This window comes from Enterobacter cloacae complex sp. P2B (assembly GCF_014895985.1).
Lineage (GTDB): Bacteria > Pseudomonadota > Gammaproteobacteria > Enterobacterales > Enterobacteriaceae > Enterobacter > Enterobacter bugandensis.
The window spans coordinates 138,791-157,798 of record NZ_JADBQQ010000011.1 but is presented as its reverse complement, the minus strand read 5'-3'; the positions used below and the strand labels follow the sequence as shown (position 1 = coordinate 157,798).

At 60.0% G+C, this 19,008-nt stretch carries 16 protein-coding genes; 9 read left to right on the top strand and 7 right to left on the bottom strand.

What is annotated here, in order from left to right; translation table 11 throughout:
• Nucleotides 1-38: 38 nt before the first annotated feature.
• Nucleotides 39-788 carry an SDR family NAD(P)-dependent oxidoreductase gene (locus IM313_RS10860; protein ID WP_192971105.1) on the top strand — a complete coding sequence of 250 codons (750 nt, stop codon included), beginning with the start codon at nucleotides 39-41 and terminating at the stop codon, nucleotides 786-788.
• On the opposite strand, the gene IM313_RS10855 is transcribed toward IM313_RS10860, so the two are convergent.
• Genes IM313_RS10855 through IM313_RS10825 form a run of 7 tightly spaced genes read right to left on the bottom strand, consistent with a single transcriptional unit; the run spans nucleotide 785 to nucleotide 7,618 of the window.
• A complete protein-coding gene (locus IM313_RS10855; protein ID WP_192971104.1) occupies nucleotides 785-1,714 on the bottom strand; it encodes an ABC transporter ATP-binding protein in 930 nt (309 codons plus the stop codon). The genes IM313_RS10860 and IM313_RS10855 overlap by 4 nt on opposite strands.
• Entirely contained in the window at nucleotides 1,707-2,693 is a 987-nt protein-coding gene (locus IM313_RS10850; protein ID WP_192971103.1) for an ABC transporter ATP-binding protein, read from the bottom strand. The genes IM313_RS10855 and IM313_RS10850 overlap by 8 nt, the downstream gene beginning before the upstream one ends.
• Entirely contained in the window at nucleotides 2,693-3,586 is an 894-nt protein-coding gene (ddpC, locus tag IM313_RS10845) for a D,D-dipeptide ABC transporter permease (protein WP_088205475.1), read from the bottom strand. Before ddpC ends, IM313_RS10850 begins: the two co-directional genes overlap by 1 nt.
• Nucleotides 3,583-4,605, bottom strand: coding sequence for an ABC transporter permease (locus IM313_RS10840; protein WP_192971102.1), 1,023 nt, complete (start codon nucleotides 4,603-4,605; stop codon nucleotides 3,583-3,585). The genes ddpC and IM313_RS10840 overlap by 4 nt, the downstream gene beginning before the upstream one ends.
• A gap of 23 nt (nucleotides 4,606-4,628) precedes the next feature.
• A complete protein-coding gene (locus IM313_RS10835; protein WP_192971101.1) occupies nucleotides 4,629-6,161 on the bottom strand; it encodes an ABC transporter substrate-binding protein in 1,533 nt (510 codons plus the stop codon).
• Nucleotides 6,162-6,175: 14 nt separating this feature from the next.
• Nucleotides 6,176-6,751: a D-alanyl-D-alanine dipeptidase gene (ddpX, locus tag IM313_RS10830; protein ID WP_192971100.1), complete on the bottom strand. Its 576-nt coding sequence runs from the start codon at nucleotides 6,749-6,751 to the stop codon at nucleotides 6,176-6,178.
• Between the two features lie 12 nt (nucleotides 6,752-6,763).
• Nucleotides 6,764-7,618 (bottom strand): MurR/RpiR family transcriptional regulator, encoded by an 855-nt coding sequence (locus tag IM313_RS10825; RefSeq protein ID WP_045630451.1) that lies wholly within the window; start codon nucleotides 7,616-7,618, stop codon nucleotides 6,764-6,766.
• Between the two features lie 266 nt (nucleotides 7,619-7,884).
• Between IM313_RS10825 and IM313_RS10820 the strand changes: the two genes are divergently transcribed.
• The 8 genes from IM313_RS10820 to IM313_RS10785 all read left to right on the top strand — a co-directional run bounded on the left by IM313_RS10820 (nucleotide 7,885) and on the right by IM313_RS10785 (nucleotide 18,870).
• Nucleotides 7,885-9,366, top strand: coding sequence for a carboxylesterase (locus IM313_RS10820; RefSeq protein ID WP_192971099.1), 1,482 nt, complete (start codon nucleotides 7,885-7,887; stop codon nucleotides 9,364-9,366).
• 95 nt (nucleotides 9,367-9,461) lie between these two features.
• Nucleotides 9,462-10,673 carry a diguanylate phosphodiesterase gene (locus IM313_RS10815; protein WP_192971196.1) on the top strand — a complete coding sequence of 404 codons (1,212 nt, stop codon included), beginning with the start codon at nucleotides 9,462-9,464 and terminating at the stop codon, nucleotides 10,671-10,673.
• A gap of 88 nt (nucleotides 10,674-10,761) precedes the next feature.
• Nucleotides 10,762-11,652 carry an aminoimidazole riboside kinase gene (locus tag IM313_RS10810; protein ID WP_192971098.1) on the top strand — a complete coding sequence of 297 codons (891 nt, stop codon included), beginning with the start codon at nucleotides 10,762-10,764 and terminating at the stop codon, nucleotides 11,650-11,652.
• A 172-nt stretch (nucleotides 11,653-11,824) separates the two neighbouring features.
• Nucleotides 11,825-13,342 carry a carbohydrate porin gene (locus IM313_RS10805; protein WP_028013217.1) on the top strand — a complete coding sequence of 506 codons (1,518 nt, stop codon included), beginning with the start codon at nucleotides 11,825-11,827 and terminating at the stop codon, nucleotides 13,340-13,342.
• Nucleotides 13,343-13,408: 66 nt separating this feature from the next.
• Nucleotides 13,409-14,779 carry a sucrose-specific PTS transporter subunit IIBC gene (locus IM313_RS10800; RefSeq protein ID WP_192971097.1) on the top strand — a complete coding sequence of 457 codons (1,371 nt, stop codon included), beginning with the start codon at nucleotides 13,409-13,411 and terminating at the stop codon, nucleotides 14,777-14,779.
• Nucleotides 14,779-16,185, top strand: coding sequence for a sucrose-6-phosphate hydrolase (locus tag IM313_RS10795; protein ID WP_192971096.1), 1,407 nt, complete (start codon nucleotides 14,779-14,781; stop codon nucleotides 16,183-16,185). The genes IM313_RS10800 and IM313_RS10795 overlap by 1 nt, the downstream gene beginning before the upstream one ends.
• Before the next feature lie 28 nt (nucleotides 16,186-16,213).
• Nucleotides 16,214-17,230: a LacI family DNA-binding transcriptional regulator gene (locus IM313_RS10790; protein ID WP_059357579.1), complete on the top strand. Its 1,017-nt coding sequence runs from the start codon at nucleotides 16,214-16,216 to the stop codon at nucleotides 17,228-17,230.
• 89 nt (nucleotides 17,231-17,319) lie between these two features.
• On the top strand, nucleotides 17,320-18,870 hold the full coding sequence (locus IM313_RS10785) for a methyl-accepting chemotaxis protein (RefSeq protein ID WP_192971095.1): 1,551 nt from the start codon (nucleotides 17,320-17,322) through the stop codon (nucleotides 18,868-18,870).
• The last annotated feature ends 138 nt before the right edge of the window (nucleotides 18,871-19,008 follow it).

Below are 19,008 nucleotides of genomic sequence, written 5' to 3'. Positions count from 1 at the left end.
TAAAGTCTGTCCAACGCAAACACAAAAAGGTAAATGACATGAACACGACTCTCTCAGGAAAAATTGCACTGGTCACCGGCGGCAGCACCGGTATTGGTCTTGCCACGGCGCAGGAACTGGCGGCACAGGGCGCGAAGGTGTACATCACCGGGCGTCGTCAGGCCGAACTTGACGCCGCGGTAGCAGAGATTGCTTCTGACGCAGTGGGCATTCGCGCGGACGTCTCTAAGCTTGCCGATCTGGATGCGGTTTATGCCCGGATAGCAAAAGAAGAAGGCCGTCTCGATATTCTGTTCGCCAATGCGGGTGGCGGCGATATGCTGCCGCTGGGCGCGATCACCGAAGAACAGTTTGACCGGATTTTTGGCACCAACGTTCGCGGGGTGCTGTTCACGGTGCAGAAGGCGCTGCCGCTGTTATCAACCGGCTCGTCGATCGTTCTGACCGGCTCGACGGTGTCGATTAAGGGGACGGCCAATTTCAGCGTCTACAGCGCCAGTAAGGCCGCGGTGCGTAACTTTGCCCGCTCCTGGGCGCTGGATTTGCAGGGCCGTGGGATCCGCGTCAATGTCGTAAGCCCGGGCCCGATCAAAACGCCAGGTTTAGGGGATCTGGTGCCGGAAGAACATCGCCAGGGGCTGTACGACGCGCTGGCCGCGCAGGTGCCGCTCGGACGTTTAGGCGCGCCGGGCGAGGTGGGTAAAGCGGTGGCGTTTCTGGCCTCCGACGCGGCCAGCTTTATCAACGCCACCGAGCTGTTTGTGGACGGCGGGATGGCGCAAATTTAACCCAGGCTGCGCCAGCAGCGAACGTGACGGCCCTCGCGAGAGGGCTGTAGCGGCTGAGGATGTTCGCACCCCTGCGCGGCCATCGGGCAGCGGTCGCGGAAAAAACAGCCTTCTGGCAGGTGACGGTTGCCGGGAAGCTCCGTTTTGCGTAACGCCAGCGTTTCATCCAGCGGCTCTCCGGTGCGGGGAACCGAATCGAGCAGCAGGCGGGTATAGGGGTGGCGCGGTTCGCCAAGTACCTTCGCGGCGCTGCCCAGCTCCACAATCTGTCCGAGATACATCACCGCCACGCGGTCGCTCATGTGTCTGACCACCGAGACGTTATGCGAGATCAGTACGTAAGTCAGATTACGCTGCTGCTGTAGCGTCACCAGCAGGTTGAGGATTTGCGCCTGCACGGAGATATCCAGCGCGCTGGTGGGTTCATCGAGCACGATGATATCCGGAGCGGACGAAAGCGCCCGGGCGATGGCAATGCGCTGGCGCTGCCCGCCGGAGAAGGCGTGTGGAAGGCGGTCGAGATATTCCGGGCGAATGCCCACCTGCAGCGCCAGATCTGCCGCCAGCTGGCGGCGCTCGCGCTCGCTGCTGCGTTTTTGCACCCACACCGGCTCGGTAATGATGCGCCAGACCGGCAATCGCGGGTCGAGCGAGGAGAGCGGATCCTGAAACACCATCTGCATGCCACCGGCGTGGTGGGCACGCTGGCATGCGCCGGTGCTGGGTTTAAGCATCCCCATCAGCAGCTGCGCCAGCGTGCTTTTCCCACAGCCGGATTCTCCGACAACGCCCAGCGTTTCGCCCCGACGGATCTGGAGATCCAGCCCGTTGAGCGCATGGACCCGTTCCGTCACGCGGCCCAGCCAGTTTTTGCGCGCCGCAAAGTTCACGTGCACGCTATCCAGTTCCAGCAGTACATCAGACATGGTGTTTCTCCCGTTGTGGATACCAGCAGGCAGCCAGTTGGCCCTCTGCGCCATGCGGCTGCAGGCGCGGCGTTTCGCTGCATTTTGCCCCCGCGGCAAAGCAGCGCTCGCGGAAAGCGCACCCCTGCGGAAGCTGGCTCAGGTTGGGCACCGTTCCGGGAATGGCGGGCAGCAGGTCGCGCGGCTGGCCGTTTTCCGGCGCGCACCGCAGCAGGCCGATAGAATAGGGATGCACAGGGCGGTGGATCAGCGTTTGCGTGGCGCCGCTCTCTATCACGCTGCCCGCATACATTACGTACATTCTGTCGCAGAGCTGGGACACTACGGCCATATCATGGCTGATAAACAGCACCGAGGTGCCGCTGGCCTTCGCCTTATGCTTCAGTAAGCGCAGCACCTGGAGCTGGACGGTCACGTCCAGCGCGGTGGTCGGCTCGTCGGCGATGATCAGCTCCGGCTCGCAGGAGAAGGCAAGGGCGATCATCACCCGCTGGCGCATGCCGCCGGAGAGTTCAAACGGATAACGCGCCATGACCTGCTTCGCGTCCGGAATTTGCATCTCTTCCAGCAGGGCGATCGCCTTCTGCTGCGCCTCGCGCCGGGAAAGCGGCTGATGCTGGTGGATCACCTCCACCATCTGTTTGCCAATCCGCCGCGTCGGGTTGAGGGCGGTCATGGGCTCCTGAAAAATCATCGCCACTTTAGCGCCGCGCCACTGGCGAAGCTGTTTCTCGGACGCCGTCAGGACGTTTTCACCGAGTAATCTCACCTGACCGTGATGAATACGGTAGCTGCCCTCTGGCAGCAGGCGCATGGCGAGCATGGCGGTAACGGATTTGCCCGACCCTGATTCGCCCACCACGCCGACAATTTCGCCCCTGCCGATCTCCAGCGAAACGTGGTTCAGGGCGTGGACCTCCCCGCGAAAAACCGGGAAGCTCAGATGCAGGTCTTCAATATTGAGTACCGGTTCGGTCATTACTGTTTGCCTCCTGACTTCGGATCCAGCAGATCGCGGATACCGTCGCCAAACAGGTTAAAGCCCACGGCGGTAATCAAAATCGCCGCACCGGGAAAGGCGCAGTACCACCACTGGTCCAGGACGTAGTTACGGCCCACGGCCACCATCGCGCCCCATTCGGCGGTGGGCTGCTGCGCGCCCAGGCCAATAAACCCCAGCGTGGCGGCCATCAGAATGGCGCTGCCGATATCCAGCGATGCCTGCACGATCAGCGGCGGCAGGGCGTTGCGCAGGATATGCCAGCGGATCAAATGCCAGCGGGAGGCGCCAAAGGTGCGGGCGGCCTGAACGTAGGTGAACTGACGCACCACCAGGGTTTGCCCGCGCGCCAGCCGCACGTAGAACGGTATGCGGACAATCGCAATCGCCAGCATGGCGTTAAACAGGCTCGGACCGAGCGCGGCGGCCAGCGCCATGGTCAGCACCAGAGAAGGAATGGAGAGCATAATGTCCATCACCCGCATGATGACGGCGTCGCCGCGCCCGCCCAGGACGCCGGACAAACAGCCCAGCAGCGAGCCAATGCCGCCCGCAATCACCACCACCGCCAGCCCGGCGGTAATCGACTGCTGGCTGCCCGTCAGCACGCGGCTGAACAGGTCGCGTCCCACCTCATCGGTACCAAACCAGTGTTGCGCAGAGGGGGCCTGCAGGCGAGCGGTGAGATCCAGCGCGTTCGGATCATGCGGCACTATCCACGGCGAGGTCACCATCAGCAAAAGCATCGCGATCATAATGACGCCGCCAACGATCGTGAGCGGGCTTTGGCGCAGCATCCAGAACAGCTTTGCCCAGTTGATGCGTTGTCTGGTGGTTTTCACCGGGACGGGTGTTTCCTGCGTTAACATCATTCGGCACCTCCGCGCCCGATTCGCGGGTCAATCCACAGGTAAAGCAGATCGACCACCAGATTAACCAGCACGTAGGCTAGCGAAACGACGACGGCAAAGCCCATCACCGCCGGGAAGTCCAGCGCCTGAATGGACGTCACCACCCAGGCGCCCATACCCGGCCAGGCAAAGACGGTTTCGGTCAGGACGGCGCCGTAAAGCAGGTCGCCCAGCGCCAGCCCGAGCACGGTAATGGACGGGATCATCGCATTCGGCAGGGCGTAGCGCAGGACGATGTACCAGCCGGGCAGCCCGCTGGCGCGTGCGGTGCGGATGTAGTCCTCGCTAAGCTGCTCCAGCATCGCCGAGCGCACCTGGCGCGCCACGATGCCCAGATGAACAAACGCCAGCGTCAGTGAGGGCAAAATCAGGTGCTGCAGCGCGTTGAAAAAGACTTCACCGTTGCCTTCCAGCAGGGCGTCCAGCAGATAAAACCCGGTGACGTTCGTCGGCGGATCGAGCCAGTCGTCCAGCCTGCCGCCGCCCGGCAGAAGCTGCAGGTGCCCGTAAAACAGGACAATCACGCCCAGCCCAAGCCAGAATGCAGGCGTGGAAATCCCGGTCATCGCCATTAAACGCACCAGGTGATCCAGCCAGCGGTTGCGGTACACCGCCGACAAAATCCCCAGCGGCACGCCGATAACCAGCGCCAGCAGCAAAGAACAAAAGGCCAGCTCCAGCGTGGCGGGGAAAAAGGCCTTCAGGTCTTCCGCAACCGGGCGTCCGGTACGGATGGAGGTGCCTAAATCACCGTGGGCCAGGGCGTCCACGTAGCGGCCAAACTGCACATACAGCGGCCGATCCAGCCCCAGCTGCTGGCGAATGTTCTGCACGATTTCGTCGCTGGCGCGATCGCCCGCCAGCAGACGCGCCGGGTCGCCGGGGATCATGTGTGAAATAATAAAGGTAATAATGCAGACACCGGCCACCACCAGGAGTAACCCCCAGCAGCGCTGGCGCACGATGCTCCAGAACGTCATACGCTTTCCCCCGGCGAGAACCGTTATTTACTCATGGTGGCGATGTTGAACACCTGCTCGAGCATCGGATTAAAGGTGAAGCCTTTGACCTCTTTGTTCATCGCCAGCTGGTAGTTCTTCTGGAACAGATAGACGTAGGCCGCTTCGTCAATCACCACCTTTTGCGCCTGCTGGTAATCTTTGGTGCGTTCCGCCTGGTCGGTGGTTTTCAGCGCGGCCTGCAGCAGCGAATCCACCTCTTTGTTCTCATAGAACGAGCGGTTGCCCGGCAGCCCTTTTTTGTCCGATTCGAACCAGTAGTTCATGAACATGTACGGGTCGGCAAAGTCCGGGCTCCAGTTGCCGATGGCAATGTCGTAATCGCCTTTGCCGACGCGGTCGCGCATGGTGGCATTGGCCAGTTTTTCCAGCTTGACGTTAATGCCGATCTTGCCAAGGCTCGCCTGAGTGGAGAGGGCGATAGGCTCCCAGTTCGGATCGTTGTCCGAGTAAAGGAAGGTCAGGCTGGCGGGTTTGTCTTTGACCTTCTCCAGCGCCGCTTTGGCTTTGGCCTCGTCGAAGCTGTACTGCATTGCCGCGGCGTCAAAGCCCCACATGCCTTCCGGGATCGGGCCGCGCATCTGCTTGCCGTTGCCGCTCAGAATGCCTTTTACCATTCCCTGATAGTCCGTCGCCCAGGAGATGGCCCGGCGTAAATCCACCTGATTGAGCGGCGCTTTGCTGTTGTTGAGATAGAGATAGGTCACGCGCAGGGAGGGGTATTCCGCGACGGCGACTTTGCCTTCCTGCTTCAGGGCCGTCAGCTGATCGACCGGCAGGGAGTCGGCAATGTCCAGATCGCCGCGGGAAAGCTGCAGTCGGCGCGAAGCGCTCTCGCCGATAATTTTCACCGAGACGCGCTTAAAGTGCGGCTTGTCGCCCGGCCAGTGAGGGTTCGGCACCAGGATCAGCTGCTGGCCTTTCTGCCAGCTCTTCAGCATAAACGGCCCGGAACCGGCGGTGTTTTGCGCCAGAAAACCGCGCGCGTCGTCCGCGGCATTGGCCTTCAGCACCGCCGGGTTAATGATGGACGCCCCGTCGTTTGCCAGCGTGTAGAGGAAAGGCGCGAACGGCTGGCTGAGGGTGAATTTCACCGTGTGGTCATCGACGGCATCAATTTTCAGATCTTTCGGGAAGGCTTCAGACGGCCCCTGGCCGAGCTTCAGCAGGCGCTCAAAGGAGAGTTTGACCGCTTCGGCGGTGACCGGCGTGCCGTCGGAGAATTTGGCGTTATCCGCCAGGGTAAAGGTCCACTCTTTCTGGTCGTCGGACGCCTTCCAGCCCGTCGACAGATCGCCCTCCACCTCGGTTGAGCCGGGCTTGTACTTGACCAGACGCTGGTAGGACGGATAGGTGACGGTCCAGTCGTTGTTATCGATGGTGATGGCAGGGTCGAGCGTTTGCGGGTCGGCGGCTTTACCGATCGCCAGCATGTCTTTCGGGACGGCGGCCAGCGCCAGCGGGGCGCTCAACGCCAGCGTGGCGGCAATCAGAGTCGTGAGAAGCGATGTTTTCATGGCAGTGCTCCAGGTTAAAGAGAGGTGTGCGTCAGGGGAAAACAGGCAAAACGGTCTTCAAGCAGCGGGTAGCTGGCGGCGTTCGGCAGTTCGAAGTGCCACCATTCGCTGCTAATCCCCACAAAACCGCCGCCGAACATGATGGCATTCAGCAGCAGACGGTTGCGCTGCGCGTGCGGGGGTACGGAAGGGTGATAGGGATGCGAACGGTCATGCATTTCGTCAAAACCGGCGCCCATATCCAGCACGTTGTTATGCTCGTCCATCAGCGTGACGTCGATGGCCGTACCGCGGCTGTGGTTGGAGCCTATTGCCACATCGACCACATACTCCGGGTTCGGGCAGGCGTCCCACAGCTGAGCCTGCGCCTGCTGCGGCCGGTAGGCGTCATACACCACCAGCTTCAGCCCGGCCAGGGCGGCAATGCTGATGGCTTTTGCCAGCGCGGTGGCGGCGTCGGTATGCAGCAGGCACAGCGCCTCCTGATAGATCGGCCTGCCGGTGATGTTGTCGGCGGTGGCGTACTTCAGATCGATATGCAGCGTGGGAAACGTCTTCGCCACGTCAATCAGTTCACTCTCATCGGGCATAGCTCCGCTCCTTTAGCGTTCGAATTGACCAAACTCTTGTTGTAATTGTCGGTTTACCGCCAGACGCGCCGGGAGCGCATCACCCAGCGCTTCCACCACGCCCGACAGCAGCAGGTTGAACAGACAGCTCACGGGGGCAAGCGAATCCCAGAAATGACCGGTGTCGGTTTTCACCTGCAGTAAATCCATCGGGTAATCTCGCGCCCATGGGCACCAGATGTCGGTGATTAAGGCCAGCGGGATCCCTTTTTCGCTCGCCACGCGGCAGTACTGGCGGGCCATCGTGGAGTAGGTGCGCGTATCGGTCAGCACAACGTAAGGGTGCGAAAACCCGGAGTTGAGGGATTCCACCCAGCTGCCGGACGCGCCTTCGGAATAGCTCACGCGCGGGCGAAGGTACTCGAGATGGCTGAAGAAGGCGTTGGCGATCCCGCGCGTGGACTGGATCCCCAGCACAAACACCGCGTCGGCGTGGGCCAGGTTGTGCACCACCTGACGGAAGGCGTCCGTTTGCGCCAGCTGATACACCTGCGTAATGGCGTCCACCTCCAGCGATAGGGCATGCTGAAGGCGGTTGGGCAGGGGGCGCTGCTGCTGCCAGGAGTCCAGCCGCTCATTCATCCCCCAGGGCTGATACGGATCGCGCAGGCTCTTTTTGACATCTTCCAGGTTGCGATACCCCAGCTTGCGCAGGAAACGTCCGACGGTGATCCCGCTGGTCCCGCTCGCCAGACCGACGCTTTCCGCGGTTTCAAACGGGATTTGCGCGGCGTGCGCCAGCAGCCAGCTCCCGACCCGCTTTTCGCTGGGAGTGAGCTGGCTGAACGTCGCTTCGATACGGCTCAACATCTCGGGTTTCGTCGTCATACCGCCTCGCTGTTAACAGGCTGTCAAAAGCTGGATTTTTGTTACCGGGTTAACAATGCACGACGCGTGCCATGTTCACGGTGAGGTAAAAACCCGCCGTGCTGTTAATTTCACGCAATATTTAGTTAACCAATGATCAACATTTGTGCAGCGTAGTTCACTTTTGGTGCAGCGGCTGACGCGGCAGGTATGAATTTGATGAATACGTCAGTCCGTTCACATTTTTGATAAGATAAAAGGACAGTGAACATAAAAGGGATCCCGGCATGGCGAATTTGCCCTGGCGAATCAGCGTGCGCCTGGCGGCGCTTGCAAAGAAAACAGGGATGGTTGTGGGGATCGTCCTGGTCGTCCTGCTGGCGGTGCGGGTCTATCTCTCGCAGCAGGGGCCGGACCTGCACCTCTGGCACACCTGGCGGGCGGACGAGATGTCCGTGCGTGAACTCGATAACGCCAACTTTACCGGGTATGTTGCCCGGGAAAACGCCATTTTCGCCGAGCTTGATAGGGCGGTGACGGCGAAAACAGCGGGCGAGGAACAAACGCCGCTAAACCGCTATTATCGCCAAAGCCTGGTTTGGCCGGGACAGTTCACGCCCGATGCCAACCGTTCGTTTGTGCTGATGCCAGCAGGGAAAACCCGTGGCGCGGTGGTATTGCTGCACGGACTGACGGACTCGCCTTACAGCGTCAGGCACCTTGCCGAAAATTATCAGCAGCACGGCTTCGTGGCCGTGGTCCCGCGCCTGCCCGGACACGGCACCGCGCCCGGCGCGCTGACGGACGTTGACTGGGAGATGTGGCTCGCGGCGACGCGTCTTGCCGTGCGGGAAGCCACGCGCCTGACGGGAGATAACGTGCCGCTGCATCTGGTGGGCTACTCCAACGGCGGGGCGCTGGCGATGAAATATACTCTCGATGCGCTGGATTCCTCTGTGCTTCGTCGGCCGCAGCAGGTAATCCTGCTCTCACCGATGATCGGCGTGACGGCCTTTGCGCGCTTTGCAGGTTTTGCAGGGCTACCGGCGCTGCTGCCGCCGTTTGCCAAAGCGGCGTGGCTGAATATCTCCCCGGAATATAACCCGTATAAATACAACTCGTTCCCGGTGAACGCCGCCCGCCAGTCGTGGCTGCTGACGAAGGCCCTACAGGAGCAGATTGGCCGCGCGGCGCGTGAAAACAGGCTGGCGAATTTGCCACCTGTGCTGGCGTTCCAGTCGGTCATGGATTCTACGGTCAGCACCCGCGCGGTGGTGACCGGCCTGTTTGACCAGCTTCCGGCAAACGGCAGCGAGCTGGTGGTGTTTGACATCAACCAGGCGGCGAGCTTCCGCCCGCTATTCAAGCCGTCGTCGTGGACGGCAACCTCGGCGCTGCTCCCGGTTGTGCAGAGACGTTACGGTGTCACGATTATTACCAATGCGGACGCACACAGTTTCTCGACGGTGGCGAAAACAACCCCGGCCGGCAGCACGCGGGAGACCGTTGTGCCGCTTGTGCAGACCTGGCCGCAGGATGTCTATTCCTTGTCGCATATCGCCGTGCCGTTCCCGCCGGATGACGATCTCTATGGCCGCGAACCTGGGGTGAAAAACCGCTACGGCATCAGCCTGGGGACAATTGCGCTGTGGGGAGAAACGTCCGTGTTGAGCGTCGGTAAAGAGGCGCTGATGCGGGTCACCTCGAACCCGTTTTACGACTATATGCAGGAGAGGATCGACAGCAGGATTGGCGATGGGGAAAAGTAATGTTCCCTTGTAGCGTGAATATGTTAGGTCGCATTGATTAAGTATGTTACATAGTAGCTTCAAGGCACCTCTCATTATCATTGGAACCACTTTTTGTGCTGACGACGCTGATCTACCGAAGCCAGTTGAATTTATCCCGCCCGTCCACCGAACTGCGGGAGCTGGTGGAGCGCGCCAGGGGCCGCAACACAAAACTGGATATTACCGGCGTCCTCCTGGCAAAAGGGAATGACGTTCTGCAGATCCTCGAAGGGTCGGAAGAGAGTGTGGTCAAACTGTTCCACACCATCCGTGAGGACAAGCGTCACAGTGGGGTGGTTGAACTGCTGCGGGACTATGGTCCGCGCAGACGCTTCGAAAACGTCGGTATGCTGCTGTTCGACCTGCAAACGCAGTCGCCGAAAGAGGTGCTGCAGTCGGTGCTGCGCTACAGCAAGCTGGACAGCTATCTGACCTCCGACGATCGGGTGTTCAAATTTATTCAGACCTTTATAACCGGTAAACGTCCGGCCCCGTCGGGGACGCGTTACACCTCGGACAAATGGACGCTCTCGACCGAAGCGCTACCCTTTGGCGAACATCTGGGCCTGATTGCCGGGCAAACCTGCCAGTTTGCGCTGCAGCCAATTGTCGAGCCCTCGGAAGGTAAAATCAGCTCCCTTGAGGCGCTTATCCGTAGCAATGACGGCGGCAGCCCGGAACATTTCTTCAGCTCCCTGGACCCGGCCAAAATCTATGAAGTCGATCTCCAGACGAAAGCGTATGCCTTCGCGCTGGCGGAAAAGCTGGGCATTGGCAGCCATAAAATTGCGGTCAATCTGCTGCCGATGTCGCTGGTGAACGTCCCTGGCGCGGTGGCGTTTCTGGTCGATCAGATTAAACAGCATGGGCTTCAGCCGGAGCAGGTGGTCGTTGAAATCACTGAAAACGAAATGATATCCGGCCTTAACCAGTTCAACAGCGCCATTAAACAGCTTCGTGCCGAGGGCGTTGGGCTGGCGATTGATGATTTCGGTTCCGGCTATGCCGGTCTTTCGCTGTTGACCCGCTTCCAGCCGGATAAAATCAAAATCGACCGCGAAATCATCAGCGATATCCACCTCAGCGGCCCGAAGCAGGCGATTGTGCGCTCCATCATCAGCTGCTGCTCCGATCTTGAAATTACCCTGGTGGCCGAAGGGATCGAGAAAATAGAGGAGTGGTGCTGGCTCGAATCCGCCGGGATCCGCCGCTTTCAGGGATTCCTGTTTGCCCGTCCGCAGCTTAACGGCGTTGGCGATATTCGCTGGCCGCATCTGAAGCGTTAGGCAATTTTCCTCCCGCGTTATTTCCCCTTTTCTCTGCCTGTGCTTAAATAGCTAAAACGGTTTAATATAGTTTAGCTAAGAGGATCACATGGAAAAAATCTGGGTACTTGGCGATGCGGTGGTGGATTTATTGCCCGATGGCGAAGTGAAATTACTGCAGTGCCCCGGCGGTGCACCGGCAAACGTCGCGGTGGGCATTGCCCGGCTGGGGGGCAAAAGCGCGTTTATCGGCAGGGTTGGGGACGATCCTTTCGGGCGCTTTATGGCGAAAACGCTCGCTGACGAGCGGGTCGACGTGAAGCATATGCGCCTTGACCCGGCCCACCGCACCTCTACGGTAGTGGTGGATCTGGACGACCACGGCGAACGCTCGTTTACCTTCATGGTGCGCCCGAGCGCCGATCTGTTTCTTGAACCCGCTGACCTGCCGACCTTCAGCGCGGGCGAGTGGCTGCACGTCTGTTCCATCGCGCTAAGCGCAGAGCCGAGCCGCTCGGCGACCTTTCAGGCGATGGACGCCATCCGGAAGGCGGGCGGTAACGTGAGCTTCGACCCCAATATTCGCCCGGATCTCTGGCCGGATGAGAACGCGCTGCGTCGCTGCCTGCAACAGGCCCTGCAAAGCGCCGACGTGGTCAAGCTCTCCGTTGAGGAACTGGCATTTTTAACCGGCGATGAGGATGTACGAGAAGGTCTGAACACGCTGATGCAGCGCTGCCCGGCGCGCCTGGTGCTGGTCACCCAGGGAAAAGAGGGCGTTATCGCCTGGCATGAGGGCGCGGTGAAACACTATCCGGCTACCCCTGTGCAATGTGTCGATACCACTGGCGCGGGCGATGCCTTCGTCGCCGGGCTGCTCTACGGGCTGGCCGCCGGTCAGGATCTGGTCCCGGCAATCGCCTTAGCCCAGCGCTGTGGCGCGTTAGCCACCACGGCAAAGGGGGCGATGACCGCGTTACCCTGGCAGCACGATCTGTAATCCTTCCTTCACTGGCCGCCGTCCGGTGGCCTGAATTGTCGCCTCGATCACACTTACTAAAACGGTTTAGCAAAAAAGATTGCCGATCCAAAATTCCCGGGTTTAGTATCAGCAGCCTAAACCGGTTTAGCAATTTAGCACGTTCGATTAATACTTTTAGGGATGCGACAAAATGTATAAAAAACGCAGACTTGCCGTGATGATAGGCATGCTGGCCGGCAGTACCTCTGTTTTTGCCCAGACGGATATGACAAGTATCGAAGCGCGCCTTGCCGCGATGGAGCAGCGCCTTCAGGCGGCTGAAGCGCGTGCGCAGGTCGCCGAAAAACGCGCCACCGAAGCCGAACAAAAAACGCAGCAGCTGGTCGCCGCCCAGCAGCAGACGCAAACCACAACCCAGGCGGTGGCGCAGCGTACCGCCGCGCTGGAGAAAAAAGCGGATCAGAGCAGCGGGTTTGAGTTCCATGGCTACGCCCGTTCCGGCCTGCTGATGAACGATGCGGCCTCCAGCAGCAAAAGCGGCCCGTACCTGACGCCAGCCGGGGAAACCGGCGGTGCGGTAGGGCGTCTGGGTAACGAAGCCGACACCTACGTCGAGCTGAACCTGGAGCACAAGCAAACCCTGGATAACGGGGCGACCACGCGCTTCAAGGCGATGCTGGCCGACGGTCAGCGAACCTATAACGACTGGTCAGCCGATACCAGCGATCTCAATATTCGCCAGGCCTTTGCGGAGCTGGGTAACCTGCCTGATTTTACCGGCGCGCTGAAGGGCAGCACGTTTTGGGCGGGTAAACGCTTCGACCGCGACAACTTTGATATTCACTGGCTGGATTCCGACGTGGTATTCCTGGCCGGTACCGGCGGCGGTGTCTACGACGTGAAGTGGAACGACTCGCTGCGCAGCAACTTCTCGATCTACGGCCGCAACTTCGGCAGCGTGGAGCAGACCGACAATAACGTTCAGAACTACATCCTCAGCATGAACCACTTCGCCGGCCCGCTGCAGGTGATGGTGAGCGGCCTGCGGGCGAAGGATAACGACGACCGTAAAGACGCTAACGGCGATCTCATCAAAACCGACGCGGCCAATAACGGCGTTCATGCCCTGGTGGGGTTGCACAACGAGAGTTTCTACGGCCTGCGGGAAGGGAGTGCCAAAACGGCGCTGCTGTACGGTCACGGCCTGGGCGCAGAAGTTAAGAGCATCGGTTCCGACGGGGCGCTGCTGTCTGATGCCGATACCTGGCGCTTCGCAAGTTACGGTGTCACGCCTGTTGGCGGTGGCTGGAGTATCGCGCCTGCCGTGCTGGCGCAGAGCAGCAAAGATCGCTACGTCAAGGGCGACAGCTATGAGTGGGTGACGCTCAACACCCGCCTGATTAAAGAGGTGACCCAGAACTTCGCGCTGGCGTTTGAGGGAAGCTATCAGTACATGGATTTACATCCGGAAGGCTATAAGGACCGTAACGCCGTGAACGGCAGTTTCTACAAGCTGACCTTTGCGCCAACCTTAAAAGCGAGCAAAATCGGCGATTTCTTCAGCCGCCCGGAGCTGCGCCTGTTTGCCACCTGGATGGACTGGAGCAGCAAACTGGATAATTACGCCAGCGATGATGCCTTTGGCAGCAGCGGCTTCAACGCTGGCGGGGAATGGAACTTTGGGGTCCAGATGGAAACCTGGTTTTAACCCATCACGCTCCCGCCCGGCGAGGGCGTTTCGCACATCATAAAAAGAAGTCAGGCAGAGGTATCTATGGATGTTAATCAAATCGCCCGCGAGCTTATTCCGCTGCTGGGCGGCAAGGAAAATATCGCCAGCGCTGCGCACTGCGCTACGCGTCTTCGTCTGGTGCTGGTCGACGACGCGCTTGCCGATCGGCAGGCGATTGGCAAGGTCGAGGGCGTGAAGGGCTGTTTTCATAACGCCGGGCAGATGCAGGTCATTTTCGGCACGGGCGTGGTGAATAAGGTCTACGCCGCGTTTATTCAGGCGACGGGGATTAGCGAGTCCAGCAAGTCTGAAGCGGCGGATATCGCGGCGCGCAAGCTGAACCCGTTCCAGCGCATTGCGCGTTTGCTTTCCAATATCTTTGTCCCGATCATTCCCGCCATTGTGGCGTCCGGCCTGCTGATGGGCCTGCTCGGCATGGTGAAAACCTACGGCTGGGTCAATGCGGATAACGCCCTCTACATCATGCTGGACATGTGCAGCTCGGCGGCGTTTATCATTCTGCCAATCCTGATCGGCTTTACCGCGGCGCGGGAATTTGGCGGGAACCCGTATCTGGGCGCGACGCTGGGCGGCATTCTGACCCACCCGGCGCTGACCAACGCCTGGGGCGTGGCCTCCGGCTTCCACACCATGAACTTCTTCGGCCTTGAGATCGCGATGATTGGCTACCAGGGCACGGTATTCCCGGTGCTGCTGGCCGTCTGGTTTATGAGCATCGTCGAGAAAAACCTGCGCCGCGCTATCCCGGACGCGCTGGATCTTATTTTGACGCCGTTCCTCACCGTCGTTATCTCTGGCTTCATCGCCTTGCTGATTATCGGCCCGGCAGGGCGCGCGCTGGGCGACGGCATCTCCTTTATTCTGAGCACGCTGATTGAACACGCGGGCTGGCTGGCCGGGCTGCTGTTTGGTGGACTGTACTCGGTGATTGTGATCACCGGTATTCACCACAGCTTCCACGCGATTGAAGCCGGGCTGCTGGGTAACCCGTCGATCGGCGTTAACTTCCTGCTGCCGATCTGGGCCATGGCGAACGTGGCGCAGGGCGGCGCCTGCCTGGCGGTGTGGTTCAAAACCAAAGACGCCAAAATCAAAGCCATTACCCTGCCGTCGGCATTCTCGGCGATGCTGGGCATCACCGAAGCGGCCATTTTTGGTATTAACCTGCGCTTCGTTAAGCCGTTTATCGCCGCGCTGATCGGCGGCGCGGCGGGCGGCGCATGGGTGGTCTCCGTGCATGTGTACATGACCGCCGTCGGGCTGACCGCCATTCCGGGCATGGCCATCGTGCAGGCCAGCTCGCTGCTCAACTATATTATCGGCATGGTGATTGCCTTCGGCGTGGCGTTTACCGTCTCGCTGCTGCTGAAATATAAAACGGACTCTGAATAATGACGCAACTTTCCCGCTGGCCTGCGATCCTGCAGGCCGTTATGACAGGGCAGCCGCGGGCGCTGGCGGATAACCATTATCCGCAGTGGCATCCCGCGCCGGTGACGGGGCTGATGAACGACCCGAACGGGTTTATCTGGTTCGCTGGCCGCTACCATCTGTTCTATCAGTGGAACCCCCTGGACTGCGAGCATCGCTTTAAGTGCTGGGGGCACTGGAGCTCTGCGGACCTGGTGCACTGGCGGCACGAGCCGCTGGCGCTGATGCCCGACGAAGCGTATGACCGCAACGGCTGCTACTCCGGTAGCGCCGTCGATAACCAGGGCATTTTGACCCTGTGCTACACCGGCAACGTCAAGTTCAATGACGGCAGCCGCACCGCCTGGCAGTGCCTGGCCGTTGAGCAGCCGGACGGGAGCTTTACGAAGCTGGGACCGGTGCTGGCGCTGCCGGAAGGCTACACCGGCCACGTGCGCGACCCGAAGGTGTGGAAGCACGACGGGGAGTGGTACATGGTTCTCGGCGCGCAGGATGTGCAAAAGCGCGGGAAGGTGCTGCTGTTTAAATCAGCCGATTTGCACGCCTGGACGGCCTGCGGGGAGATCGCCGGTCACGGGGTCAACGGCCTGACGGACGCGGGGTATATGTGGGAGTGTCCGGACCTGTTTGCCCTCGACGGGACGCACCTCCTGATCTGCTGTCCGCAGGGGCTGGCGCGCGAGCCGCATCGCTACCTCAATACCTATCCGGCCACCTGGATGAGCGGGGCGTTTGACTATGCCCGCGCGGTATTCGATCACGGCGAGCTGCACGAGCTGGACGCGGGCTTTGAATTCTACGCCCCGCAAACCACGTTAGCAGAAGACGGACGCCGCATTCTGATCGGCTGGATGGGCGTACCGGACGGGGAGGAGATGCTTCAGCCAACCCGGGCGCACGGCTGGATGCACCAGATGACCTGCCCGCGTGAATTACGCTATCGTGACGGCAGGCTCTGGCAGACCCCGGCGCGCGAGCTGGCGGCGCTGCGTGAAGATGAGCAGCGCTGGCAGGGGCGCGCCAGCGAGGCGCCGGAACTGGACGCGACGCGCCTGGAGTTTGAGCTGGGCGCATCGCAGGTGAATGTCGATTTCGCAAGCGCGCTGCGCCTCACGGTCGATGAGCAGGGTTTACGCCTTGAACGCGCGAGCCTGAAAACCGGTGAAACATTGACCCGCTACTGGCAGGGTGAGGTTCGTCATTTACGCGTTCTGTGCGACCGCTCCAGCGTCGAAATTTTCATCAACCACGGTGAAGGGGTGATGAGCAGCCGCTATTTTCCTGACCATCCGGCCCGGGTGCGATTCGAAGGTGCGTCCGACATCACATTACGCTACTGGTCGCTGCGCGCCTGCATGATAGAATGAGGGTTTTGGCAGCCGGATCTAAGTCGTTGTGAGAAAAACAAAACGCGTCACCATTAAAGACATCGCGGAGCTGGCGGGTGTGTCAAAAGCCACCGCCAGCCTGGTCCTGAACGGGCGCAGCAAAGAGCTTCGCGTGGCGGAAGAGACGCGCGAGCGCGTGCTGGCGATTGCAAAAGAGCACCACTATCAGCCCAGCATTCACGCTCGCTCGCTGCGCGATAACCGCAGCCACACCATTGGTCTTGTCGTTCCTGAGATCACCAACTACGGTTTCGCCGTCTTTTCTCACGAGCTGGAGACGCTGTGCCGCGAGGCCGGCGTTCAGCTGCTTATCTCCTGCAGCGATGAAAATCCGGGGCAGGAGACGGTGGTGGTGAACAATATGGTAGCGCGTCAGGTGGACGGGCTGATTGTGGCCTCCAGCATGCTGAACGATGCGGACTACCTGAAGCTCAGCGAGCAGCTGCCCGTGGTGCTTTTTGACCGGCACATGAACGACAGCGCGCTGCCGCTGGTGATCACCGACTCCATTTCCCCGACAGCGGCGCTGGTAGCAGACATTGCGCGCCAGCATCCGAATGAATTCTACTTCCTCGGCGGCCAGCCGCGCCTGTCTCCGACGCGCGACCGTCTGGACGGTTTTAAGCAAGGTCTGCGAGAGGCCGGCGTGGAGCTGCGCCCCGAGTGGATCATTCACGGTAACTATCACCCGAGCTCCGGGTACGAGATGTTTGCCGAACTCTGCGCCCGCCTGGGGCGTCCGCCAAAAGCGCTTTTCACCGCCGCCTGCGGGCTGCTGGAAGGGGTGCTGCGCTATATGGGCCAGCATAACCTGTTGCAAAGCGATATCAGATTAGCCAGCTTTGACGATCACTATCTCTACGATTCACTGACGATCCCGGTGGATACCATTCGGCAGGACAACCGCCAGCTGGCGTGGCACTGCTTTGATCTGATTGGCAAATTGATCGAAGGGGAGACGCCGCAGCCATTGCAGCGCAAGCTGGATGCCACCCTGCAGCGGCGCTATAAGTCAGGGGTATAGCGTCGTTCGATACATCAATAACTTTAATTAATTTAAGTTTTGGAAGCGCCGATAACCATAAGGAATAATTCTCCTTGAGGTATTGGTTTATGTCGTTGAAAAAGTCGTCCCTGATTGTCCTGTTCTCGCTGCTTTTGTTCTTTATCGTCAGCACCGTGACGAGCGTTGGCCTCATCATTAAAAGTAATAACTCGCTGGATAACGTAAACAAAGAGATCCAGGTGGTGCTGTCGATTATTGACCCCATCAACCACAGCCGTACGCTGCGCGTGCGGGTGATGGAGTACGTGAAGATGGTGGAAGCGGGCAACGCGGCGGACGAGTCTGCAAAGCTTGCCGCAGTGAAAGAGGCGCTGACCAAAGCGGACAATGCCTTTGCGGCGTTTATGGCTTCGCCGCGTCTGACGGATGAAGCGCCGCTGGTGAGTGCCTATCAGGACGCCTGGCAAAACTACCGCAACCAGGGGCTGGCGCCGCTGATCGATGCAGCTGCGGCGCACGATGTCGCCAAATTTGACGCGCTGATCCCGGAAGTTTCCCGTCTTGACCGCCAGTACGAAATCGTGCTCGACCAGGTGCTTTCGGTCCACCAGAAATACGCTAAAAGCCTGAACGAGGATGCGAGCAGCAATTTCGTCTCCGGCCTGGTGATGATTGCCGTTATTGCCTGCCTGTTTGTGGTGGTGATCGTTGCAGTCAGCATCTTCATGAAGCGCTTTGTCTTTGCCCCGGTCAACCTGGCGCGCGAGCACTGCAGCCAGATTGCGGCGGGCAAGCTGGACGTTCCGGTGCCGGTGAAGGGGAGATCAAGCAACGAAATCGACCACCTGATGGGCTCGATGGAGCAGATGCGTCAGGCACTGCTGGCGACCATCGCCCAGGTGCGCGATGCGAGCCATACCGTGACGCACGCGGCGCAGGAGATTGCCGCCGGGAATATCGATCTGGCTTCGCGTACCGAGCAGCAGGCTTCCGCGTTGACCCAGACGGCGGCGAGCATGGAGGAGCTGAGCGCGACGGTGGCGAACAATACCGATAATGTCTACCAGGCCGGAAAACTGGTGCAGGACGCGGTGAACAATGCCCACACCGGGGAAGCGGTGACCCGCGAAGTCATCGACACGATGAACACCATCGCGGCGAACTCGAAGCGCATCGAAGACATTACCAGCGTGATCAACAGCATCGCCTTCCAGACCAACATTCTGGCACTTAACGCGGCGGTTGAAGCGGCGCGCGCCGGTACGCAGGGCCGGGGCTTTGCAGTGGTGGCCAGCGAAGTGCGCACTCTGGCGCAGAAAAGCGCGGTGGCGGCTAAAGATATCGAAAGCCTGATCGCGCAGTCGGTCTCCAGCGTGAAAAACGGTGCGGAGCTGGTGAGCCGCTCGGGCGAGGTGATTGATTCGATTATTTCGTCGGTGAATAAGGTGAATACGCTGATGGAGCAGATCTCCGTCGCCTCCGAAGAGCAGAGCCGCGGGATCGGCCAGGTCGGGCAGGCGGTGACCGAGATGGATGGCGTCACCCAGCAGAACGCCGCGCTGGTGCAACAGTCCGCCGCGGCAGCGGCCTCGCTGGAAGAGCAGGCGCAGCAGCTTTCGCGGAGTATTTCGAGTTTTAGTTTGCCGGTGCAGGCTTGATTGATGGTAGGAGGCTCCTGAGGGAGCCTTTTTCATGTCTGGCGTAGCCTTCTTAAACGGAAACGAGTACGAAGCTGATGTGCGTTTTTATCACATAATGTTATGATATTATTCAATAAATAAATATATATTCAATGC